Genomic DNA, 25,166 nt, shown 5'->3' on the forward strand with positions numbered 1-25,166 from the left:
CCTCAAAGTCGGCTTGCAAGAGCAGGCTTTAAACAACCATAAGCTGCTTTGATAAAGAGTCAAGGTAGTGAGCGTTATGGAAAAGGCACAAATACGTGTCATGTACGAAATAGAGAGGCGAATGAAAATGAACCACTGATGAAGTGTCGAAAGGGCTGAGACGACGTCAAAACCAGGAGCTCCCATCTCTCCTGGGATAGATCTACAAGGAACTTGCTTACTGGGTAGGTGGCGTCCGGCATATAGGTGGCGTGAAAACTATTATAGGCTATTGTGTAGAACTGCGGGAACCTGTCGTTTCGATGACAAGGGAGAAATCCAAGAAGCTAAACTTCAAGGATGAGAGTACCGATGCGAAGAACAGGGGCGGATCAGCTTGTAGTAGTGAAGAAGTTTCTGTAATGGAAAGGGAGCGAAGGAGCTGAGTTATTCAGTTTTAATTATGTATCAACCGAAAGGGAGGAGTTAATGAATAAAACAAAGTCTTTTGATATACCAAAGCAACTTATTTGGAGGGCTTATAAACAAGTATCGAAAAATAAAGGTGCGGCTGGTGTGGATGAGGTATCGATAACAAAGTTTGAAGAGAACCTGAAGGATAATCTGTACAAACTATGGAATCGGATGTCATCAGGAAGTTATTTTCCAGAGCCTGTAAAAGCTGTAGCAATACCGAAAGATACGGGAGGGGGACAAAGAATTTTAGGTGTTCCTTCAGTATTCGACAGGATAGGGCAAACGGCTGCTTCTATGTATCTTGAGCTGCTAGTAGAGCCAAAATTCCATGAAGATTCATATGGTTATAGACCAAATAAATCAGCACTGGATGCGGTAGATACTGCAAGGAAAAGATGCTGGAGGTATGATTGGACGATAGATCTAGATATATCCGGGTTTTTCGACAATTTGGATCACGAGTTGGCATTGCAAGCTATCAAGAAGCATACAAACTGCAAATGGATCATACTGTATGTTGAAAGGTGGATGAAAGCCGCTATTCAGCTAGAAGATGGCAGTAAGGTAGTTAGGGAAAAGGGAGTTCCGCAAGGAGGTTCAGTTAGCCCAATCATTTCGAATATATTCATGCATCACGTATTTGATATATGGATGAAACAGAACTACCCTACAGTACCATTTGAGAGGTATGTAGATGATGCAATAGTGCACTGCAAGACGCAAAAACAGGCAGAATTTATGAGAGTAATGATCGAAGAAAGATTAGCCAAATATAAGCTAAAGTTACATCCTGATAAAACACAAATTGTGTATTGTAAGGATGGCAACAGGAAGAATATGTTTCCTACACAAAGCTTTGATTACCTAGGATATACTTTTAGACCTAGAAAAGCAAAGAGCAAGATAGGGAAATATTTCGTTGCATTTCTTCCAGCAATTAGCAATAAGGTTAAGAAAAAGATTACTACAACCATAAGGTCATGGAAAATACTACGAAAAACACACATAACATTAGAGGAGATATCAAAGAAAGTAAATCCAATAGTCAGAGGCTGGTATCAGTACTATGGCAGGTTTTACCAATCGGAGGTGTATAAACCTCTTAACAATGTAGAGCAACATCTAGAAAAGTGGACAAGAAAGAAATATCCGAAACTTGGAAAAAGACTAGCAAGGCAACTTCTAGGAAAAATAAAAGAAGAGAATCCAAAGACTTTCTACCACTGGACAGTAGGGTTAGGTCAAAAGGCTGAATAATGGAAGCTGTATAAATCGAGAGATTTACGTACAGTTTTGCGAGAGACTGGCTGGGGAAGTTCCGCCGGTCTACTCTCCAGGAACTTTACCGCTTGGGTATGATGTAAAAGATAAGGAATTAATAATAAATGAAAAAGAAGCAAAAACAGTGCAGCATATATTTGAAAGATATTTGGAGCTGAAGTCAATGGCAGAGTTGGCAAGAGAGTTAAACAGGGAAGGATACCGAACAAAAGCAAAAACGGATATCTTTAAAAAAGCAACGGTGAGAAGAATAATAACAAATCCAATATATGTGGGAAAGATAAGACATTATGACAAACAGTATGAGGGAAAGCATGAAGCAATAATAGAGGAAGAAAAATGGCAAAAAGCGCAGGAATTGATAAGTAATCAGCCATATAGAAAAGCAAAATATGAGGAAGCGCTGCTTAGGGGAATAATTAAGTGTAAGAGCTGTAGTGTAAATATGACACTGACATACTCAAAAAAAGAAAATAAAAGGTACCGATATTATGTATGCAACAATCACTTAAGGGGAAAGAATTGTGAATCAGTAAATCGAACAATAGTAGCAGGAGAAGTAGAAAAAGAAGTGATGAGAAAAGCGGAGCAGATATATGAAAATTGGAGAGAAAAGACCGAAGAAAAATGGGAAAATTTAAATTTTGGAAAGCAGAAAGAAGTAGTGAAAAAGTTAATAAAAGGAGTAATGATAAAAGAAGATGGAATAGAGGTGAGTTTAGAGGATAAGGTGGAATTTATACCAATAAAAAAGAAAGGAAAGAAATGCACAGTAACTGAGCCAGAAGGCAAAACAAACAATGCACTACTGAAAGCAGTGGTAAGAGCCCATCTGTGGAAACGGCAACTAGAAGAGGGAAAATACGAAAGTGTGAAGGAGCTGAGTGCCAAAATTAATATAGGTACAAGACGTATACAGCAAATTTTAAGGTTAAATTATTTAGCTCCGAAGATTAAGGAAGACATAGTAAATGGGAGACAGCCAAGGGGTTTGAAGTTAGTTGATTTGAGAGAAATACCGATGCTGTGGAGTGAACAATTAGAGAAGTTTTACGGCTCAGCATCGTAACGTTTATAAAAACAACAATATGAAAAAACATCGAAAAAAGTATGTGCCAGAAAATTAAAAAAGGTTATTGCAAAAGGAGCTACTACAAAGAGCCACACAAAAGATGCTGAAATTGATATAGAAAAGTAAGTCAATGTTACAGAATCAATTATGTGAAAATATCAATATAAATAATGAAGATCTTAGTATGTTAGATGCAATAATGGTAGAAAATGATCCAATTTTAGCTGCATATTTTAATAGTAGACCTGGAGTGTAAAAGGCAGCCCAGCCAATTGTATGTTCCATATCCTCATTTTGTAGCCAGCTTAAAAACAACATAAAAGAGTATTCTTAGAAGACATTGGTACGAACTCCTTAACCTATAAATTATAGTAGTTTATATTTAAATAATAATCTTCAACTTTTTTAGCAAATCAATCTACCTAGAAACTTCTCTCCTAGGATCAGAAGTCCTTCTTAACTCTTCACGTTCTGTCCATTTGTTGTTAGACTCGCTTATTACTTCAGGACGTATTAAATATCCACCAGATCTTTCAAAATATCCTTGCTCAATAGCATCGTAGACCCTATCTCCACCAAGTAAGCAACTCTCACCTAATTCTTCTTCATAACCTTTGAATTTTTCCAATACTTCCTCTTTATTACTCGCTTCTACTATAATTTTGCTTTTATCTTGTACGTCAGGATACAGTTTAACGTCTATCTTTCCCAAACTAGTATAGAAAGTCAGTACTATATTGCCCGTAAGGTTAGTATAATTTCTTATCCCATCTTCCGTTATAATTTCTACCTCACTTTCACCGATTGCTATTACATCTCTTCTAGATTCTATACTTCCATGAGTTAAATTTGCTTCATTTATGATTTTCGCAACCTCAACTACACTATTTTCTGAATATTCCAAATAGAGAATAGAGTTATCCACTTTTACATTTTTCACCTTGCCAGTAGTTGCATTTTTAACAATTTCCATAAATTTCAAACTACGCTTTGCATAACTTTCATAGGCTTTTACCATATTAGCTTTGTGGCTTTTAAACTCTTCTAGTTCATCAATGACAAGGATGCTGCTTATAGTATGTAGTACTACTCCTTTTGATACTAAGTTACATACTATACGACTAGCAACCTCTACATCACTTGCAATTCTAGAGTTCTTTTTTAATTCACTAATTTTTCTTATTATACAATCTGCAAAGCCATATTTACTCTCATATTTCTTGTCATATAAACTTCCTGACACAGCAAAGTTCAGCATTACTCCTGCTTCTATAGCTCTTTTTACAACTTGCTCTAACTCGTTCATGTTTTCGGCTGCATTGGCCATATCTAAAAAAGTTTTCAATTCCTCCCGTTGGTTTAATATTAAAATGTCCCATAAAGTGGAAGCTTTAGGTAAATGTTCTTTGTCCTTCCATCCTTTGTAATCAATTGCTCCTGCTTCTAACAGTAACCTTTCTGCTTCTTTAAAACGAATTTTATCACCATAACAAGCATCTCTAATCTTTTGAAAAATACGAGACTTTCCTTTGCAATCACGAAGATTTAAAATCTCTTTAAGACCTTCATTTCCTCTGTGCTGATTTAAAAACTCTCTTAGTTGATTAGTGTCAAGGCTATGACCGCAAATATCTTCTAAATGGCTTTTTGCTCTCATTTGCTCCTGAGTTAAAAAGATTTGTTCTAAAATATTCACTTCAAAAGGTTTTTTGTTAATAATTACAATATCTAGAGGAGTTTTTCCTTGTTTATCAGGTTGATTACGTGCTCCTTTGTTCAGAAGTAAAGGTATATTTAAAGTATTATAATAAGCAGCATAGTGCAAAGGTGTTTGTCCTTCACTGTCAACTATGTTAGGATCAGCTCCAGCCTTTAAAAGTAAAGTTATAAATGCTCCAACTGCCCAGGCCATATCTTTTTCTACTGCCAAACGCTCCATACTTTGTATTACATGCAGTATTGTCAACTTGGACTTTCCTCTTTGAAGATTGAGAACAATCTTTAGATCATCATTACTTTTGTTGTCTTGTAAAAAATTCTCAAACCTTGTAATGTTACAAAATGGAAAGTCTTTTAGGAGACTTAACAACGCCTTATTCAAATTTTTTTGGCCCTCTTTTAATAAGTCAGGTGCACCTGAAGACCACTCAGATATTAAATTATTGAATTCTTCCCTTTTTATAATAGAGATCAAAGAGCTGTTATCACTAAGCAGCAATGAGTATTTAAGTGATTCATATTCATCATCTACTTGCTCTTCTTTCTGTTTCGCTTCTCTCTTCTCCAAATTATCTATATCACCATCTTTAATGAGTGCAATTAAATACTTCAAAAATTCAACATTTCTATTTTCCAGTAAGGAACATGCTCCATTCTTCATAAGAATCGAGATCATTTTTGTATTTCGGCCAGCCAAGTATAATGGAGTCCTACCTTTTTCATCTACTGCATTAACATCAGCCCCATTATTTATTAGGTGCTCTACTATTTTTGTTTTGTTACCCAATATAGCATAATGCAAAGGAGTACTTCCATCATTATATTTCTTCCTAACACTTGCCCCATTCTTTATCAGGACCTCTACCATTCGTGTATTTCTATGCAAGATAGCATAATATAATGGATCACGATCGTATATATCCATTCCATTAACATCAGCCTCTTTTTGTATAAGAGTCTCTACCATTCGTTTATTATTTTTCAAAACAGCAAGCTGTAATAGGCCAGATGTATCTATTTGTTTTAGCTTCTCTTCTACTTTTCTGAACACATTACTCTCACTTAAACCAACGTCAGTATCAATAGAAGCTAGTATTTCTTCCAACTTATCAAAACTCATAACTCTCCTCATTTTAAAACTCCATATTTTATTATTATATACTTGACATAAAAAACAAGAGCTATGTAACACTTACTCTTAAGGTGTAACTGGTTCTGGTAAATTTTGTCTCCCTATTTCATATTCATTTAGCTTAGTACTAGGCTTTAATATTGCATATGTAATGCCACTAGCAATGGCTCCAACTATCAATGCAGCAATAACTAATATTGATAAACTTATATGAGTAACAATACATCCAATGGTTACTGTCAACGTGGCTATTACACCTACAGAGAAACCGGTCTTTATTGCTCTTGAAGTTTCAGAATGCTTCTTTTTTTGAAAATTAAGATACTCAACAATATTTTTGTGGCCGCTTCTATCAGCTAAATCCAGGGGAGTATTACAATCAACGTCCTTTACATCAATAGTAGCCTTTTTTTCCTCTACAAGATATTGAACTATGTCTGAGCGACCCATTCTAGCAGCTTCATGCAACGCAGTACTGCCATTTTTGCTTTTTGCTTCAACGTTAGCCCCTTTGTCTAACAGAGCTTGAACTACTTCTAAGTGACCAGTTTCAGCAGCAATATGCAAAGCAGTACAGCCTTCGTTGTTTCGTGTTTCAAAACTAGCACCCTTTTCTAACAGACATTGAACTACTTGCAAATGACCACGTCCAGCAGCTTCATTCAAAGCAGTATCGCCATCCTTGTTTTGTGCATCAATATCAGCACCTTTGTCTAGTAGAGCTTGTACTATTTTTAAGTAACCCTCTCGAGCAGCAATATGCAAGACATATTTGAAACTCTTCTTTAGTATGTCAGCATTATCCATTTTATCTAATAGAGCTTGAACTACTTCTAAGTGACTATTTGTAGCAGCATAATGCAAAGCAGTTAAGTCATCATTTTCTTTTGCCTCAAAAACGGCTCCTTTTTCCAACAGAAATTTAACTACTTCTAAGCGTCCCTCGCTAGCAGCAATATGCAAAGGAGTTTCATTATCATCGTTCTCTTGGTTAATATTAATTCCTTTTTCGTCTACAAAGTATTTAACTATTGCTAAGCAACCGTTTTCAGCAGCAAGATGCAAAGCAGTATCGCCATTGTTGTTTTGTGCATCAATATCAGCATCTTTATCTAATAGAGCTTGAACTATTCCTAAGTGACCTCCTCTAGCAGCATAATGCAAAGCAGTACATCCTTCGCTGCCTGGTTCCTCAACACTAGCCCCTTTTTCTAACAGAAATTGAACTACTTCTAAGTGGCCATCTTCAGCAGCTATATGTAAAGGAGTGTCATTATCATCGTTCTTTTGGTTAATATTGATTCTTTTTTCATTTATAAAGTACTTAACTACTGCTAAGCAACCATTTTCAGTAGCACAATGAAGAGCAGTGCAGCCTTCGCTATTTTGTTCTCCAACACTAGCCCCTTTTTCTAACAGAAATTGAACTACTTCTAAGTGGCCTTCTTGAGCAGCTATATGTAAAGCAGTATCGCCATTGTCGTTTTGTACCTCAACATCAGCACCTTTGTTTAGTAAAGCTTGAACTGCTTCTAAGTTGTCATCTTTAGCAGCACAATGTAACTCAGTATTACCATTACTTTCGTATACATTAGGATACATAATTTACCTCACTCTAAAAATCCATGTTTTGATTATTATACACTTGATATAATTAGCAAGAGTTTATTTTTTAGAACAGCAAATTTGTTGTATATAGGTGTAGAAAAATATCTTTTATTTCAAATTGGATAGAAAAACACTCAACTTAGTGTCATAAGGATTTCAATTATTTACTCCTTCAAAAAAGGTCATACATTTGCGAGAACAAGCCACGTAAAATAGGGTTATAAAAATAGAAAATTTAAATTATTTCCATAATCTTAGGCAAAACAGTTCGTATGTAGATATGGATGAAATGTGCTAATGTGGCTAGTTTTAGCGTATAATGAAATCACTATATTAAAAAGTTCGTATGGTACACATGGTAGACCAATGGATCCCAAAACAAAAAGCTCTCACGCTTGCTGATTTTAGTTATCGGAAATGGCTGTATTGTTTCAGTTTTGAGTAATATATAAAGTTGAATTAGTACTTAAAAATAGAAAGAGTACATTGCAGTAAAAAAACAGAAGTGTTTTTGCAAGTACTGGCTTTAGTTTTAAAAATACAAACTAAAATAAAATGCTAAAAATTTCTTGCTCTGCTAGATCTTTTTAGCTATAATGTGATTCAATGTAAAGAATACATGGGGTGTTAGATGAATTGTATTATGTACATCATTCAGAAAGCAATCCTGGCTTTTTTAAGAATATATCTAGTTTAGTAAGAAATCAAAAGAAAGGCACACTGTAATCAAAGTTACTTAGGATTACCGTAAAGTTTCTACAGCAAATTGGTTTGGTACAGCTGCATAAGAATCAAATGAATTAGATGTCAAAACCAATCTTCAGAAAAGAGGTTTACGACAAAACAATCAAAATATGAATATTAAAATATAGGGGACTTTATGTTAGGTAAAGAAAATACAAAGGAACAAGTAACAGATAATCAATCTAGGTTAATAAGAACGCAAAAAGAAGACACATTGTCATCTAGTAGTCAGCAAATATTACAGCTGCCAGAAGGTTTTACAATAGGGAAAACAGTTGGAGGAGGGGATGGTTTCTTTCACGCGGTTGTACAAGGACTTAAGCAATTAAAGCCAGGAACAAGTGTTACTGTGAAATCTTTGAGAGAAATTTGTAGGAAGCAAGCTTTAATTAGTCAAGAAATGAAAGAAAAGATTATAGCCGATGCTAGAAACCGTGAAGATTCTACAGTAATACCTCCAGGGCCTGGTATTGATGATGATGAATTATGGAAGACTTATTTGGTTGGTATAGAATACAGTAATGAAGATATAGAAAGAATGCAGAAGGACAATAAAGAAGTGGCTTCATCATTAACTGATTTAAAGTATGGAAATACGTTGCAGGTTCCTATATGTGGCAGACCTAAAATTGAGGGAAGCATGATTTGTAATGAATATAATGTTAAGCTGCATGTTATTGAATATCTTCCCATATATGAATGGTCAGGGTCTCTTATTGATGGATTAGGATCCAAATTTGTAAGTACAGATTATAATGAAAAAGATACTATACATATAATAAATAAAGGAGATTTTCATTTTGAGCCAATCTTGAGCGAGACACTATTAATAAGTGAAATACAGAAAGAATTTACTAGTATTCTAGAGGGTTCTAATCTTATAGAAGATAGAAAGCTTAAAAAGCTAAAAAGTTTTTTTGAAGCATATCCGAGTCTAAACGTTAATTTTCAGGTGAATCAATATAATGATACACCGATACATATTGCTGTTCGTGCTGGAGAATCAAAAATTGTTAGGTTTTTGCTAAAGATAGGAACGCAAGTTGATGTTGTAAATGGAGAGGGAAAGACTCCTATAGATATTGCTAAAGATAATAACAGAAAAGATATCGCTAAGATACTGCAACCGCTTATTTCATATAAAGAAGTTGATATACCAGGAGATGGCAGTTGCTTATTTTGGTCTGTTGCTTTAGCTTACTTAACTCCCGTAAAATTTGATGATTATGCCTTCCATGAAAGGTTTAAAGAATTATTTGCGAGCGACCATGATGTACATTCAATTCAAAGGCTAATACAAAGTAATGCAAATATTTATGAGGATAGTGTAATGAGGCGGTTGGTAACGAAGAAATTTCGTTGTGAGGTTGCTGATGAAGTATGTTTCAGCCAAAGAAGATTTGAAAATAAGGTTGAAATTATGGATCTTTTTGAGAGTCACAGTGGAAGTTATTTTACAGGAGGTACCTTTAAAAAAGAGTTTGAACATGAATTCGGTGCTGAAAAAATTGAGCAGTATAATATTGACACTAGTAAACTCCAACCCAATTTTTTTGATGAAAGTGCAATAAAGGAAATTTGTACTGAACTTAATAAGATAAAAAAACGTGATCAAGTTCAGGAATTTATATTTGATACATACTTGAAATGCATGGAAATGACTCAAACTTGGGGTGGAAAGCATGAAATAAATGCAATGTCTGATCTACTAAATACAGCGATAATAGTGTCTGAGAAAGATTCAAAAGATCTTATATACAATGAAAAGAAAAAATACTGTAACAAAATACGCTTGTCTTATAAAGAAAATAATCATTATCAATTTTATCAAGTAGAGTATTCAAATTTGATGAAGTTTGTTCTGAGTTTCATTCAATCATTTGAAACGAGGCTTATTATATATGATATACTTGCAAGTACACTGAGAGAGGGAAACAGAATATTTTCGGATGGGGTGAGCATTAACAGGTTTGTGCAAAGTATTTTTGGATGTTCAACACATGATGATTGGGAGATGTTTGGTATGAAAGCATCTTTGAGAGAAGGTAATGTAACAAAAGCGACAAAAAGTTTTATTAATCTATCAGACTTAATAGGAACGTTTAATGAATATAAACTGGGCTTTAGAAAAATATTAATGGATGCTGGATGCAATATTTTTCAAAGTTTTGAAATGCAGTTTGAGAAAATAGGCTTTGATCATATTTCAAAGATAGCAGATGATATCGTAGATAAGATAATTGAATATTACATTCAGAAAGAATACAAGGGAGATTTGAGCAATATAAGAATAGCTGAAACCCTTGTTCTAAATACATACTTTCAAGGTATGTCTGCGCAGTATGGAGAAATAAGTTATAATCTTAGAGACCTATATGAAAATATCGGAATTGCAGAAGGCAGTGAAGGCTCTTTCGTCTATTATAGAAAGAAAAGTGAGGATAAATCTAGTCAGTATGGTTATCGCCGTTCCCTTATGGGTGAAAAGTCGAAAAGAACATATGATACAAGATATATTAGAGTAGAAGCTACAAACGTAGAACTTGAAAACTATGTGTATACTTTAGATGCCTTAAATATACAAGAATTTAAGGCTAAAGTGGAGAAGATATTTTATATTGTCAATAAAGAAATCCAAATTCCAAGCAAAAAGATAATTGAGGATCTTATAGTAAAAATTAAATCCCATATTGAACAAGAGGTAAGCTTTTTAAACGAGCATATCTTATTTTGTTGTCAAGAGCGCAAACAAAATTTAGATATGAATTTGAAATACTTAGTTAAAGAAGAAGGAAAAAAAGAACAACATATAATAGGAGGCAAAGAGTTAATAGGAAGAACTGAAAAAAATAGTGATGTTGTATCTTTGATGGAAAAAAATTTAAAAACAATTCCAAATTCGTTTTATTATCTAAAAGTAAAAGAAGCATTTGTAAATCATGCTGAAACAGTCTCTCAAAACTATAGCAACCTACTTGAATCAGAGCATGGTAATACAGCAAGATCTAGGAGTTTTTGGCCTAGTATAAAAGTATCAGATATAAAAAGATTATCATCTCTACTTGGGAAAATGAATTTTAAGGATGTATGTGCTCCAGTAGAAGAATTCACTGGAAGAAAGAAACAAATAGAGGAGATATATACAAAATTACATGGGGGAGAAGTAATAATAGTAGGTCCATCTGGAATTGGCAAAACTCAACTAGCTAGAAAATTTGTTGAAGAAAACAAAGGAGTTTATCTTCATATCTATGAGGTAAATACTCAAGATATATTGTCCATAGAAAGTTCTTTTGATTCCCTTGTCCGAGATAGGCTAAGCATGTGTATGGAAAGAGAAAGAAATAAAGGAGAGGAAAAATGCCTATTCCTTTTTCAGGGAGTTAAAAAAGAAGATCTAGAGAGAATTTTAAAGATCAGAGGTAAAAGAGGTGGTTTTGACTGCTTATTTACTTCTTCTGATCAAGGTTATCAAGATATAGCAGAAGTGTCTTTAGATAGTCTTGGAGAAAAAGAAGCTATACAACTTGTAAAAAGAATTTTAGAGATAGCAGATAAGTCGCAAGATGAAAAAATAAAAGCACTAATAAGAAAACTCGAAGGTTTTCCATTAGCTATAAATCTAGCAGTAGCATGTATTAAAAACAAAGGATCAAGCTCTTTGAGCGAAGCATTTGGAATTTTTGAATATTTAATACAATACGAAAGTTTTAATCAGAAATTTCCACGAAACACTAGACAAAATGAATACGATAGAATACTGCAAATAACATTACTAATCTCGATGGAAACAATAGAAAAGATGAGTTCTGGAGAGAAAGTTCTAAAAATTTTAAATGCTATGGCTTATTTTGGTCATGGTACAATTGATCCCAATTTATTTCTTCCCTGGATTAGATATGAGGATAGGCTATACTCCATTTTTAAATTGCTAGAACAATATTCGATAATTTATCCAAAAAAGGAAGGTAAATACAAGGTCTATACTATGCATGAATTAATAAAAAAAGTAATACGTTCACAGTTTACCATAGATGAGGAAAAATACATATTAAGTTGTATAATAGAATTGGTATCTGAAACTGAAGGAGGGTTTTTAGATGTAGTTCACCTCTTATCTTTGTTTGATCATGGTCAAAAATATGACTATCTAATAGAAGAAAATAAGAATCTTCCTTGTTTAATTTTAAGTGGCTTAAATGAGTTATATGAGTATCAAAAAGTTATCAATCTTACGTCGCAATTATATCAATTACTTGCTGTAGATGATGGATATTCAAGGTTGATCAAATATGAGTTTGCCTGTGCGCGAGCTGGTTTGGGATGGTATGATAAAGCATTAAAAGTCTTTCTAGATTTGAAAAAATTAGAGAAGGTAAATGATGTATTTCCTTCTCTTGCTTTGGATAAAAAAATACTTTCTATTTATCTCAAACAAAAAAATTATAAAAAAGCATTGTCGTACAGTAAATACAATAACTTTATATTTACTAGTTCATTTAACGAAGAAATCATGGAACTTATAGAAGAACATCTAGATATGGCAGTTATTATAGCTGAAGTATTTGTAATGCAAAAAAGATATACTGATGCATTTACAACTTTGTACTATGTAAGACAACTGAGAAATGAAATTTTCCTTAAAATAAGTGATTTTAACTCCGATGATGATCCTTATCTTGATCCTTCCGAGGTGTATGAATTTTATAATTTAGATACAAAATATATCTATGCCTTAGCATATTTCTTTATGAGTCAAGAAAGAAAAAAAGTAACTATAAATGAAGAAGCGTTACCACATAAAGAAGATTTACCTCGTGAATTGAGTATAAAAGCTTTATTTAGGCAGCTACAAGATATTCTGATAAATCAAGAGAGTAGTCAGTACTTACAACCGGCTCCTTATTTTGTTGCAATAGAGGTAGGAAAAGTAATTCAAAGAGAATTAAGAGAGAAAGCATTGCAATATTTTGAGAAAGTGCTGAAGCTACAAAAAAATTATGGATTTTTAGATAATCATCCTAACGTACTATCTGTGAAGTTTTATATAGCTGTTTTACATAGTTGCTTAGAGGATAAAGAAAAAGCATTACAAGAACTTCAACGATTGCAAGAATTACAAGAGAAGGTTATAGGGATAAATCATCTTGATACTTTAGATACTGTATATGCTATACAAAAGTTGTTTACTAGAGATGAAGATAAATCAACATATTTAAAAAATGAGGTAGAAAAAAGAGAATCGCTCTTACAATTTGAAAAATCTGATTTGAATGCTAAGGGTGTTTCAATCTTAAAAGAGCTTTATGTAGAAAAAAATAGGGAAAGTTCTTCTTCAGTATCAAGTGAAGAGTTACTGCTAGGAAACAAAAGGTTTCTAGACACAGAGAGTACAAAAACTAAAAGGAGAAAAATAGATAACCAGCCAGCCAGTAAGATTTATCTTAACGATGTCAACGTAAATCTTAGCCGTCAGCAAGATGCTATAGTCAATTTATAATATTGACTGGCAAAACATTATCTTCTTACAACAGATGGGTCTAGATGCTTAAATTTTTAATATTATTTAATGATAATCTAAGGACAATTACAGTAAGGTTTCAGCAGAAGTTTAGATACATGGTTCCAGAGTGTGATGGTAGTGTAAATAAATGAGGAGCACTGTAAACATATAAATTCGAAAGGTGTAAGACCATTAAGAGTTTTAATTCTTCTAGCATAATTGTAAGCCATCATAAAATTGTAAAGATGCTTTTTGAGCTGCTGATGTGAGCGGTGGTAATATTTTTTAACTGTAGCATTTTTAAAAGTTTTATTCATACGTTCAACTTGCCCATTTGTCCAAGACTTTTGTCAAACGATGTTCAGTGTCATTTTCTTCACAAACTCTATTAAATATGTGTTGAAAAGCGTATTTATGGTGCTTCTGGGAGGCTTTGTTGAATGGCAAGGAATGAGGAGGAGTAATGAAAGGAATTTACGAGGCAAATTTGAAAATAGGCCTATATCAGTAAAGTTATTAATCAAATAGCATTTTAAAAGCACCTCTTTGAGAGGGAGTGTTAAATAAACTGTGTCAAATCGCATTTTTAGTTCAACTCGATTTTTAACCTACCAGGAAAAAAGATATCAAGTTGAGAGATAGTTAAAGCCCAATCATGTATAGGCATAGTCCATTTCTCTCCTGCCTTCTTTATAGCACAATATGCCTGTTTATACAAGGCATTTGTGCTAGTAAATGAGCCCTTGGTTTTAGTAAATTCTCGGCTATTTCTCTACTTGATATGTTTTTTTCAAATCATTCATGAAAACTTTTGCTCGATACATATTTCAGTGAATTTCTTATCTGATGTACTATACATTTCTGCTTTAGGAAATACGCTATTTATAGCTTTAGGAAAGCTTTTTAACACAAAGCTATCAGAATATCATCTACTCCTCTCTCCTTTAGGTCATTTAGTACTCCCAACCAGAACTTCACTTTCAGCCAAATAAAAACCCAAAACTTCTTTTCTGCCATTTTGCTAATATGTTATACATACATTTGCTTACACAATGCCCGTCCTCCTTGACCTTAAAAAACCATGAACACTATTGGATATACAGATTGCAGCGGACGACTGCGCCATTCGTTGATTACCGGTAACAATTTGTCAGTAATACTTGATATCTCTGCTGCAGATATTTTATATTTCTTCTACATGCGATGCTATATCCCATGCCACTGGCATATGTACTTAAAACCTTTGCTTCAAGTTCGGTTGTTTGCCTTTTTCTGACTACTTGTGGCTCGAAACTTCCTTCTCTATCTCTTGGTGTCAATAGTTCAAATACTTGTCCGTAAAGTCTTTGAATTTCTTCGGTTGTTTTCTTCGCTTTCAGCCGACAAATGGTTTTCTATCTCGCCTTCCCTCTAGCAGTTTTTTTATAAATGGTGTTAATGCTCCATCTCTTCCTGTCAATGGTTTTCCTTCTCGTATAGATGATAAGATATTTGTTTCTAATTCTTTATAGTCTACCAAACCGGTAGTTCTGTTTGCTTGACTCATTGTCAAACCTCCATTTTTTTATCAATTTATTACTTTACTTCTCGGTTTGACACAGTTTATTTAACACTTCCAATAAAAAAATATCAAAGTCATCATATTATATCACGAACCTTTTCCAAGACTTTTTTCATATTTTCGCTTGAAAGTGGAATTAAGCCAAGCCTAGATAAATATCCACCTTCAGTACTAATAGAGTCTACAACTTCTCTAATGAATTCCCTTAATCCATCAACAGTATCTAAGTGTTCTTTCTTTATATAAAGATATAAAGGCCTTGCTAACATATACTCCCCCGATGATATATTTTTATAAGTTGGCTCAATTCCTGCGATTGTGCTTCCTTGAATCTCATCTTGGTTTTTCGCTAAAAAGCTGAAGCTAAATATTCCTAAAGCATTTTTATTGCTCTTCAATTTTTGTATTATTATGTTTTCATTAATTCCAACTTCTATATATCTTCCATCATCTCTGATATTACTACATGCTTTCTTTCTTTTTTCTTGGTCTTGATAATTCTCTTTGAAAATCCTTGAGTTCATACATGAATATTGATCAAGCATAATAAAATTAATCAAAGTTTCATGTGTACCTGTATTTTGATGTGGGCCATAGATTTTAATTTCTGTTTTTGGTAGAGCTTGATTTACATCAGACCAAAATTTCTTGTTATTCTTTACTAATCTATCATTGTCTTCAGAATATGAAGATAAAGTTTCAAACAGGTCATTTTTTGTAAAATCAAATCTATGGCTTTGATTTGAATTTGCAATAACAATTCCATCATAGCCAATTATGATCTCTATTACTTCATTCACTTTATTTCTTTTACATAATTCTCTCTCTACTTCCTTCATAGGGCGAGATGAAGTAGTGATATCTGGTGTGCCTTCCCCTATTCCTGAACAAAACATTTTGAACCCTGATCCACTTCCTATCGATTCTACAACTGGAGTTTTAAAGGAAAATATACGGCTGAATTCTTCAGATATAAATGAGATAAAAGGAAAAACAGTTGAAGATCCAACAATTCTGATATATCTTCTGGCATCAACATTTGACAGTGGGATGAGTAATACAAATGCAAAAATAAGGAAAAGGCGTTTCAGCATCGTTTTCGCTCAAGAGTGTAAACTTAATTATCGTAATAAAAAATCAAACTGAAAAGCTTTTTTTCTAGATTTCAAAAGGTATAACGATCAAATGTGTGCGTAATGATGAGATCTGAATCACAGCATTCATACAACTGTATCTATATCGAATCCTCTTATGTTTTTCAATACTGAAAAATTCTTTCATATTAACTTAATGATGCAATATATCCTTTTCTTTAATAGATAAGTCATCATCGACTTTTTTTACATTATCATCAGTAATGTTTTGTATTTCCTTTTTGGCAACATGAAAATCATCTTCTGAGATTTCCTTATTTTTCTTCATTTCCTCTATTTCTTCCATAACATCTCTGCGTATATTTCTAATTGCAACTCGTGCATTTTCAGAAAATTGATGCAATAATTTCACTAATTTTTCACGAGTTTCTTGTGTTAAGTCTGGAAGAACTATACGTATAGTATTTCCTTCAACAACAGGATTTAAATTCAGGTTAGCATTGATTATCGCATTTTTTACTTCACCGATAACAGTAGCATCCCAAACTTTAACTGATAGAGTTTTGTTATCTATAGCTGAAACTCCTGCAACTTGGTTCAGTTTTTGATGTCCACCATAGATATTTACAACTATACCATCAAGTAATGATGCGTTAGCTCTACCAGTACGTACACCTTTCATATCATCGTGAAAAGACTGAATAGTTTTTAGCATTCTTTCTTTTGTTTTAGCTTTTATTTCGTTTAACATAAATTACCTAATGTTTACAATCTGAAACTATAGTATAAGTGCCTTGACCCTTAATAATATCAACCATTTTTTCTCTTTTTAAAGAAAAAACTACAATTGGGATAGAATTCTCACGAGCAAGTGAAATTGCTGATGCATCCATAACTTTTAAATCACGAGTTAGCAGATCTGTATAAGAAAGCCTATCATACATCACAGCATTCTCATTTTTTTTTGGATCGGCAGAATATACACCACTTACTTGAGTACCTTTTAAAATAACATCACAATTCATTTCAACAGCACGTAAAGCTGCAGCTGTATCTGTAGTAAAAAATGGGTTACCTGTGCCTGCTGCAAAAATGACCACTCTACCTTTCTCTAAATGATGAATAGCCTTCCTTCTTATATAAGGCTCACATATAGTAGTCATGGGTATAGCAGACAACACCCTAGAGACTATAGAGCTTTTTTCTAAAAAATTTTGCAAAATTAAAGCATTAATGACAGTACCAAGCATTCCAATATAATCACTGCTTGCTCTTTCACAGCCACTTAAAGACGCTGATGCACCACGAAAAATATTCCCACCACCAACAACAATACAAACTTGAACCCCGAGATTACAAACTTCAACTATGTCTTTGGATAGTTTATCTATAACTTCCATATCATGGCCAAATAGCTTTGATCCCATCAAAGCCTCCCCAGAGATTTTGAATAACACTCTGGGGTACTTTACTTCTGAAGTTTTGTTACTTATTTGCACCATCCAAAGTAAGTAACTTATAATTAGCTAATTTAACAGCACTTGATTCTATAAAATCAGCAATCTTCATTTTATCATCTTTTATAAACTTCTGCTCTAGCAGAACAACTTCTTCATAGTATTTAGCCATTCGTCCATCTACTATTTTTTTCGCTACCTCTTCAGGTTTATTTAAGCTCTTTACTTGCTCCTCGATTATAGAACGCTCATTTTTTAATTTTTCTTGATCTAAATCATTTATAGATAAAGCTTCAGGTTTCATAGCAACTACATGCATAGCTATTTGCTTTCCAATCTCTTTTTTATCACCAGATGACTGCAATGCTACTAAAGCACCAATCTTACCTAAGCCAGGCATATCACCATGTACGTATCCAGAAATAATCCCATCTTTAGTCTCTAGGTAGCAAAGATTGCTTAACTCTAACTTCTCACCAAGAACCGATGTACCACTCATAATAGCTTCCTGCACTGTACCAACATCTTCATATTTGGCATTTTTTAACTCATCAAGACTAGTACAACGTTCTTGACAAGCAATTGATGCTAAATTTGAAACTAATGCTATGAACTTCTCATTTCTAGCAACAAAATCAGTTTCACAATTGACTTTAACCAATACACCATAATTTTTAGCCAAGCACATAGCAATAAGCCCATCCGAAGCTACTCTATCAGACTTTTTGTCAGCTTTAGCAAATCCTATTGTACGTAACCTATCAACGGCTTTCTTAATATCACCATCACACTCTTCTAACGCTTTCTTACAATCGCTTAAGCCAAGCCCTGTTCTATCGCGTAATTCCCTTATACTACTTGAATCCATCTTCATTTACTTACTATTACCTCCCTTTCTGTTTCAACCTTAATACGCTTCTTTTTAGTTTGCACAATATCCTCTTCTTTTTCTTGAATAAGCTCATCATCCTTAACTCTAGACCTTGTCAAACTAGACTCTATTCCAGCTAATATAGAATCAGCAACTAATTTACAATAGAGCTCTATTGATTTTCTTGAATCATCATTTCCTGGTATAGGATAGGCAATACCATCTGGGTCAGAATTGGTATCAAGTACTCCAACTACAGGAATACCCAGTTTTTTGGCCTCTTTAACCGCTATATGCTCTTTGTTAGTATCAATAATAAATAAAATATCAGGAACTGCTCCCATTTCTCTAATTCCACCCAATTCTTTATCAAGCTTTTTTCTTTTCTTTTCAATGTTTCCTAATTCTTTTTTTGTTAAGATGCTATCTTCATCATTGGATATTTTCTCATATTGTATCAAAGTTTTTATCGAAAAAGAAACAGTGTTCCAATTAGTAAGCATACCACCAAGCCATCGATCATTTACATAATACTGACCACAACGAACTGCTTCACTTGCAACAATATCTAAAGCTTGAAATTTCGTACCAACAAATAAAATGCGACCATCTTGAGATGCAACATCGTATAAAGCTTTCATCGCCGCCTCTAACAATGGTAATGTTTTTCGTAAGTCTATTATGTGTATACGATTCTGTTGATGTATACCATATATATATGGGGCCATTTTCGCATTCCAGCGACTAACTTTATGGCCAAAATGCACACCAGATTCAGCTAAATCACGTATAGTAACTTTAGGCAAATTTGTCATATTTACTCCTCCAAATAGTTTATCCTCCATGGCATAACCCTAACGGGACTACTTGCATAAGCCATGTGTGAAATTAAGTTATTTACATGGTAATAAAAAAGACAAAAAAGCGCAAACAAAAAATATTGACAAGTGGCAACACGTTGATTAGCTTTAAGGTTGCAAACGTTAAAAAGCAATGGGGGGTGTAGCTCAGTTGGTTAGAGCGCATGCCTGTCACGCATGAGGTCGTGAGTTCAAGTCTCATCACTCCCGCCATTACAGCAGAAACACCTTAAAATTCTTTAAGTTTCTTATTAATTTGAATTAATTTCTTTCAGAGACTTGACATGATATTGTAATTGCTGCTTAATCTATTTAATTTTATTAATAATTGGGATTAAATATGTTCATTTCTGAGGTTTTTGCGGCAGATGCGACTAATAATGTATCAGCATCTGTTGCTAACTTTATTCCACTCATTTTAATATTTGTAGTATTTTATTTTCTCATTATTCGCCCCAATCACAAAAAACTAAAAGAACATAGAAGGATGATAGATCAAATAAAACGTGGTGATACGGTTATTACTTCTAGTGGAATAATAGGTGAAGTAAACAAAGTTGACGAAGTAAATGCACAACTAATACTAGAAATAGCACCAAAAATTGAAATAAAAATCCTAAAGTCTGCTATATCTGAAATCTTAAATAAAGAAATTCAAAAGCCAGTAGCTAAATCTATTGAAAAAAGCAAAATTGAAAAGAATGGCAAGAAAAATAAACTAGAGGAAAGTAAAAAAGACAAAAATGCTTCATAATTTAAGAAGTGTGTGGAATATTAGGTATAGTAAGTAGCGGTGATTCAGTAATACCAACTTTACTAACCGCGTTGCAAAAATTGGAATACAGAGGGTATGACTCTTCAGGTATAGCAATTATAAATAATAGAGGTAAGATAGAAGTAAAAAAATCAGAAGGTAAAGTTGAAAGATTGTGTGAAGTTGTTCATGAGAGCAAGATATCTAGTAGCAAAGTTGGTATAGCACATACTCGTTGGGCTACACATGGAGCTCCAAATCTTAAAAATGCTCATCCCATTTATATAAATAATGTTGTTGTTGCTCATAATGGCATAATTGAAAATTACAATATATTAAAAAAGGATCTGGAGGAAAAGGGAGTATCTTTTCATACCGACACTGATACAGAAGTAATACCAAACATATTAACTGCATATCTTAATGAAGGATTGTCACCAGTTGATTCTATATTACAGTGTCTAAACAATTTACAAGGTTCACTTGCTTTGGCTTTATTATTTGCAGAATATCCAGATACTTTATTTGTTGCAAAAAGAAATTTGCCTTTAGCAATAGGATATAACTGTAATAAAGTGTTTGCTGCTTCTGATACTAATACTTTGAATTCATTTGTAGAAAAAATATTGCATTTAGAAGATAATGATATTGCAGTAATAAAATCTAACGAATTCAGTATATATAATAATGGTATACAAGTTAAACGCAGAACAGAAAATAGCAGTCCAAGAAATTTTCTAATTAGTAAAAATGGTTACCCTAGCTTTATGCTAAAAGAAATTTTTGAGCAACCGTATGCATTAAACAAAACAATAAATCAATTTTATAAACAATATAAAGAAATCAACAAAGAATTATTTTCTGAACTAGGTTACATTACTATAGTTGGATGCGGTTCATCCTATTTTGCTGGACTAATAGCAAAGTGTTGGCTGGAAAGTATTGCTCAAATTCGGGTATATCTAGAAATCTCGTCAGAATTTAGGTATAGCAGCGTCAAGCTCGAAGAAGGTAGTATTGGCTTATTCATTTCTCAATCTGGTGAAACTGCAGATACTATGGAAGCACTACGTTATGCGAGATTGCAGAAACAAATGATCATTAGCATAATTAATACATTTAATAGCAGCATAGAAAAAGCCTCAGATATTGTATTGCATACTCTTGCTGGACCTGAGATTGGTGTTGCTTCGACAAAAACCTTTTCTACGCAGCTTGCAATTTTAGCATGCTTTGCTGTAGAGCTTGGAAAAATAAAAGGTATACTGGGTAGAGAGAGGATAAAGGAACTAAGCGGTGCTATTAATTCCATTCCCGAACATGTAGAGCATGTTTTGAATGTGATGGAAATACAACATATATCAGGCAGTATATTAGAGCACAATAATATAATTATAATTGGGAGAGGAAGCTCATATGGAGTTGCAATGGAAGGTGCATTGAAGATAAAAGAGCTTTCATATATCAACACAATTGGTATTGCAGCGGGAGAAATGAAGCACGGTTCTATCGCCTTGATAGACTCTACTGTACTTGTTATCGCAATTATTCCTTACGATAATTTATTCTTTAAAACGCTATCCAATATACAAGAGATTATTGCAAGAAAAGGTAAAGTAATTGCCTTTAGTGATAAGCAAGGAGCACCGCTCTTAAAGGGAATTTGCATAGATGTGGTGCAACTTCCAGAAGTTGACAATTTTGTTTCTCCAATTATCTACAGTGTTGCTATGCAATTTCTTGCTTATTCTATTGCAGAAAAAAAAGGGTTAGATGTAGATTGTCCGAGAAATTTAGCTAAATCTGTCACAGTTGAGTAACTTATTTAAAGTGAGTTGCTAATTAACAGCTCTAATTGTCAGTTATAAATTACTGAATTTTACTAATAAATTCATTGCTATCATTAGCCCTCTGCGAAAGAATATGTAACTAATGTAAGGATGAGAGAGGCTAAAATCCACGCCTCAAATTAACAAGATTTGCCATTATGGTTACCAGACACAACTTAACCTAGCAAGCAAGAATTAACTAACAGAAAAATTGAAAACTAATATCAGTCTCTTATGTAATGCTACTAATATTTTTCTAATATGTTTTCTATTCAGGAAAGTCTACATCGCCATAACAATATTTACTAGAATGAGGTCTTGTCTCATTGTAAAAACACAACCAATGATCAACGTCTATCTGAAGATCTTCTAATGAATTGTAGATTGTTTTACAAAAAAAGAGGAGTAAATGAGAGTTCAGTAACTTGATTATAGAGTTGTACTGCCTTTCCATATTTGAAGCAAGTTGTTATTCTATCTCAAACCGTAGCACAAAGTAAATATGGCAATTTACACTAAAATTTTCTGTTTATGATTTATATTATGTAAAGATACTATTTGACCTTGAGCTTTAAAGATATTATGTAATAGCATTATTTAATATGCGAGGTTTATTATGGCTAAAGTAAGTGCTGGTGAAAACTCAAAAAAGCTTAAAGATGGTAAAAATCAGCCCATATCACCAAAAAAGTTCAAAGGCAGTCAGTCTATGTCACCAAAACGGAGTCAGAATTCTGGTGAAAAGCTATGGAATGCATTAGAATCATTAGAAGAAGCAAAATCAGAGTTGAAAAAAAGAAAATTTGAAATAGAACTAAAAAAAGACACTGAAATATCAGACGAAGGAATAGAAAAAGTAGTGGAATTGGAAAGGAAAACAGAAAAAGAGATAGAAGAAATAGCAATGCCAATATCAACGTTACTACTTAAGGAAACAATAATAAAATTACAAGGAACAAAAATAATAAATTTTTTAAAAAAATTAGAAAAACAAGTAAAAGAAATGCAAGAATTATGTAAGAAACTAGAATTAAATGCTAAAATAGAAGAAGAAGATCTAAATAAGCTCGAGGATATAAAGAAAGAATCAGAAAAGTGTTGCAGAGAGTTAGTGAGCTATATGCCTAATTCAAATAATCCTAGAATGTTGTACACTGCTGTTATTGGTGTTGGTCTTGCTGTTGGGCTGGTAGCAAGTACTATACTTGAACATACAACTAGACTAAGTATATTAGCAATAATTGGCATAGCTACAGCATCTGCACTCGTAGCTGGTGGTGCTACATATGAAGCACTAAGACCTAATACTAAAATAGATGAATCAAAAGAAGTCCAAATAAAGAGTTCTCATCACTCACTTTCCTAATCACACTTTAATTCAAACTTTATCAGTTTTATTCAAGTTGCTTCTAAAAGGAGAATATCAATGGTGTTCTCCTTACTGATTTGGTTAAAATGCAGAAAACGCCTATGTCAAAATTTACACAGATGTTAAGTGCTGCCACTAATTCCCAGTTAGTACAATTTGTGTATCTTATTGACATATTTAATTTATTCTGTTACAATTTTTAGTAATTAGGTTGGGGTAAAACAATGAAGAGTTTTAAATGGCTACTTAATCAAGTCAGACTTTCATGGATTAGCTTAATATCAAAAGTAAAGAGCTTTTTTCAAACTAACGATACACATCATCAAACAACTGCTAGCAATGGAAATGATCATACAAGAAAAATAAGTGTAGAAAATACAATAGAGGAGAAAGTTAATGAAGAGGATGTATGGTATGATTCTCTGAAAGAACAAGAGCCAGGTGAAAAAGAAAGAGATCTGGATGAAGAAGAATTTTTTGATGCTATTGAAAATTTGGATGAAGAGGAAGTGAGTGCTAACATAGAAGGAAAAGAGTATGAAAAAAATAAATACTATAGTCTACAAGATGGTCTACAAGAAAAAAATGAATTTGATCACACAACGCACACTCTTACACTTGCTTTTGAAATTGAAAAGCCATTTCCAGACTCTGACCTTAGTAAATTTAAGTTATGCGAACTTAAGCAAAATGGTGATAAATATACGTTTATCTTAGAAAATGATCAGAAAAGTCGAATAGAATTACACTCTGAATATCTCAATATTTATTTTCCTAAGTATTTTGAGAAACACAGTAAAAAAGGAGCTTACACCGAACTTTTTTCTCAAGAAGAAAATAGAATTAGCAATGATATTATAATACCGCTACAAGTTCCAAAAGAAGCAAGCATATTTACCAAAGAGTGCAATTGGTTAATAAGAAAGGTTGTAGGTGAAATACCAGATTATCCAGTGGGCAAATCGCTTGAATACTACAGGAGTCGTGTAAATTTCTTTCTTAACTCAAACAATACTATATCTCTTTTTCTAACGTCAGCATGGACAAAATGTGCAGCTAAATCATCAGGTACTCAGATAGAAACAAACTGGCCAGTAAAGGATATTCTAGTCAGAGGTAGTTTTATTAATCAGCATATTCCTAGAGTTGAAGAAGCTTATATTGATAAGCATTATATAGTTGAAGAAACTTTTGAAGTAGTTAACGTAGAATGTGCATCAGAGCTGAAGATTTCTCAACCTAGCATATAGCCTTATATTCTTTCATCAGCATGATATAATTTTGTGCAGATTGTGTAATATGTTTTATTTCCTCATCTGACATTTTTTTGAAGAATTGTGCTGGCCTGCCAGCCCATACTTCACCACTTTTTATCACTTTTCCATGTGTCACCAGTGAGCCAGCAGCTACCATAGCTCCAGACTCGACAATCGCATGATCCATTATAACAGAGCCCATACCAATAAATGCTTTATCATGTATCGTGCATGCATGTAACACACAAAAATGTCCAACCGTCACTATACTACCAATAATCGTGTCACCGCCTGGATTTCTATCTACATGAATTACGGTGCCATCTTGAATATTCGTTTCATCACCTATTTTGATTGATCCAACATCTCCTCTGATCACACAATTAAACCAGATACTCGCATTCCTTCCTATTTCAACGTTACCTATGATACGCACACCATCTGCGATAAAAGAACTTTCATCCATTTTTGGTTCATAATCTTTGTATTTTAAAATTTGATAGCTCATAATTTAAATAAGGTTTAATACATACTTGGGTTCCAGTAGTCAAGTTACTCGGGTAAAGATATTCTTGACTTATGATCCTTATGCTCCTAAAA

Annotated in this window: 15 protein-coding genes, 1 tRNA gene and 4 pseudogenes; 9 read left to right on the forward strand and 11 right to left on the reverse strand. The window is 33.3% G+C overall.

The features are described 5' to 3' along the window. The first annotated feature begins 468 nt into the window (after positions 1 to 468). The 3 genes and pseudogenes from ltrA (at position 469) to ONG78_RS04040 (ending at position 3,065) form a co-directional block, all read left to right on the forward strand. On the forward strand, positions 469 to 1,713 hold the full coding sequence (gene ltrA / locus ONG78_RS04030; RefSeq protein WP_264377174.1) for a group II intron reverse transcriptase/maturase: 1,245 nt from the start codon (positions 469 to 471) through the stop codon (positions 1,711 to 1,713). A gap of 76 nt (positions 1,714 to 1,789) precedes the next feature. Next, positions 1,790 to 2,806 (forward strand): annotated as a pseudogene (locus ONG78_RS04035) (recombinase family protein); the annotation flags it as partial. A gap of 133 nt (positions 2,807 to 2,939) precedes the next feature. Next, positions 2,940 to 3,065 carry a hypothetical protein gene (locus ONG78_RS04040; RefSeq protein WP_264375407.1) on the forward strand — a complete coding sequence of 42 codons (126 nt, stop codon included), beginning with the start codon at positions 2,940 to 2,942 and terminating at the stop codon, positions 3,063 to 3,065. Between the two features lie 162 nt (positions 3,066 to 3,227). Here the strand turns inward: ONG78_RS04040 and ONG78_RS04045 are convergent, their stop codons facing one another. Beyond that, on the reverse strand, positions 3,228 to 5,648 hold the full coding sequence (locus ONG78_RS04045; RefSeq protein ID WP_264377724.1) for an ankyrin repeat domain-containing protein: 2,421 nt from the start codon (positions 5,646 to 5,648) through the stop codon (positions 3,228 to 3,230). Positions 5,649 to 5,726: 78 nt separating this feature from the next. Beyond that, entirely contained in the window at positions 5,727 to 7,262 is a 1,536-nt protein-coding gene (locus tag ONG78_RS04050) for an ankyrin repeat domain-containing protein (protein ID WP_264377725.1), read from the reverse strand. Between the two features lie 886 nt (positions 7,263 to 8,148). Here ONG78_RS04050 and ONG78_RS04055 point away from each other — a divergent pair. Next, positions 8,149 to 13,512 carry an ankyrin repeat domain-containing protein gene (locus tag ONG78_RS04055; protein ID WP_264377726.1) on the forward strand — a complete coding sequence of 1,788 codons (5,364 nt, stop codon included), beginning with the start codon at positions 8,149 to 8,151 and terminating at the stop codon, positions 13,510 to 13,512. A 77-nt stretch (positions 13,513 to 13,589) separates the two neighbouring features. Here the strand turns inward: ONG78_RS04055 and ONG78_RS04060 are convergent. The 7 genes and pseudogenes from ONG78_RS04060 to rpsB all read right to left on the reverse strand — a co-directional run. Further along, positions 13,590 to 13,926, reverse strand: a pseudogene (locus ONG78_RS04060) (integrase core domain-containing protein); the annotation flags it as partial. Positions 13,927 to 14,101: 175 nt separating this feature from the next. Beyond that, positions 14,102 to 15,061 (reverse strand): annotated as a pseudogene (locus ONG78_RS04065) (IS256 family transposase). Positions 15,062 to 15,153: 92 nt separating this feature from the next. After that, positions 15,154 to 16,170, reverse strand: coding sequence for a substrate-binding domain-containing protein (locus ONG78_RS04070; RefSeq protein WP_135352867.1), 1,017 nt, complete (start codon positions 16,168 to 16,170; stop codon positions 15,154 to 15,156). A gap of 193 nt (positions 16,171 to 16,363) precedes the next feature. Then, positions 16,364 to 16,921: a ribosome recycling factor gene (gene frr / locus ONG78_RS04075; protein ID WP_017532537.1), complete on the reverse strand. Its 558-nt coding sequence runs from the start codon at positions 16,919 to 16,921 to the stop codon at positions 16,364 to 16,366. A 7-nt stretch (positions 16,922 to 16,928) separates the two neighbouring features. Further along, positions 16,929 to 17,672, reverse strand: a complete 744-nt coding sequence (gene pyrH / locus ONG78_RS04080) for a UMP kinase (protein ID WP_010407219.1) — start codon at positions 17,670 to 17,672, stop codon at positions 16,929 to 16,931. Then, a complete protein-coding gene (gene tsf, locus ONG78_RS04085) occupies positions 17,656 to 18,501 on the reverse strand; it encodes a translation elongation factor Ts (RefSeq protein WP_264375865.1) in 846 nt (281 codons plus the stop codon). The genes pyrH and tsf overlap by 17 nt, the downstream gene beginning before the upstream one ends. Then, entirely contained in the window at positions 18,498 to 19,313 is an 816-nt protein-coding gene (gene rpsB / locus ONG78_RS04090) for a 30S ribosomal protein S2 (protein ID WP_264377727.1), read from the reverse strand. Before rpsB ends, tsf begins: the two co-directional genes overlap by 4 nt. Before the next feature lie 181 nt (positions 19,314 to 19,494). Here rpsB and ONG78_RS04095 point away from each other — a divergent pair. The 3 genes from ONG78_RS04095 (at position 19,495) to glmS (ending at position 21,932) form a co-directional block, all read left to right on the forward strand. Further along, positions 19,495 to 19,571, forward strand: a tRNA-Asp gene (locus ONG78_RS04095). 127 nt (positions 19,572 to 19,698) lie between these two features. Then, positions 19,699 to 20,112 (forward strand): preprotein translocase subunit YajC, encoded by a 414-nt coding sequence (gene yajC / locus ONG78_RS04100; protein WP_264377728.1) that lies wholly within the window; start codon positions 19,699 to 19,701, stop codon positions 20,110 to 20,112. 8 nt (positions 20,113 to 20,120) lie between these two features. Then, a complete protein-coding gene (gene glmS, locus ONG78_RS04105) occupies positions 20,121 to 21,932 on the forward strand; it encodes a glutamine--fructose-6-phosphate transaminase (isomerizing) (protein WP_264375401.1) in 1,812 nt (603 codons plus the stop codon). Between the two features lie 298 nt (positions 21,933 to 22,230). Here the strand turns inward: glmS and ONG78_RS08000 are convergent. Then, positions 22,231 to 22,344 (reverse strand): annotated as a pseudogene (locus tag ONG78_RS08000) (IS481 family transposase); the annotation flags it as partial. A gap of 213 nt (positions 22,345 to 22,557) precedes the next feature. Between ONG78_RS08000 and ONG78_RS04110 the strand changes: the two are divergent. Together ONG78_RS04110 and ONG78_RS04115 are read left to right on the forward strand one after the other, a co-directional pair. Continuing rightward, on the forward strand, positions 22,558 to 23,307 hold the full coding sequence (locus tag ONG78_RS04110; protein ID WP_007302596.1) for a hypothetical protein: 750 nt from the start codon (positions 22,558 to 22,560) through the stop codon (positions 23,305 to 23,307). Positions 23,308 to 23,534: 227 nt separating this feature from the next. Beyond that, positions 23,535 to 24,560 (forward strand): hypothetical protein, encoded by a 1,026-nt coding sequence (locus ONG78_RS04115; protein ID WP_264377729.1) that lies wholly within the window; start codon positions 23,535 to 23,537, stop codon positions 24,558 to 24,560. Here the strand turns inward: ONG78_RS04115 and ONG78_RS04120 are convergent. Then, a complete protein-coding gene (locus tag ONG78_RS04120) occupies positions 24,550 to 25,074 on the reverse strand; it encodes a gamma carbonic anhydrase family protein (protein ID WP_213863939.1) in 525 nt (174 codons plus the stop codon). The two genes, ONG78_RS04115 and ONG78_RS04120, sit on opposite strands and share 11 nt — an antisense overlap. Between the last annotated feature and the right edge of the window lie 92 nt (positions 25,075 to 25,166).

Source organism: Wolbachia endosymbiont (group B) of Philonthus cognatus, assembly GCF_947179345.1.
Lineage (GTDB): Bacteria > Pseudomonadota > Alphaproteobacteria > Rickettsiales > Anaplasmataceae > Wolbachia.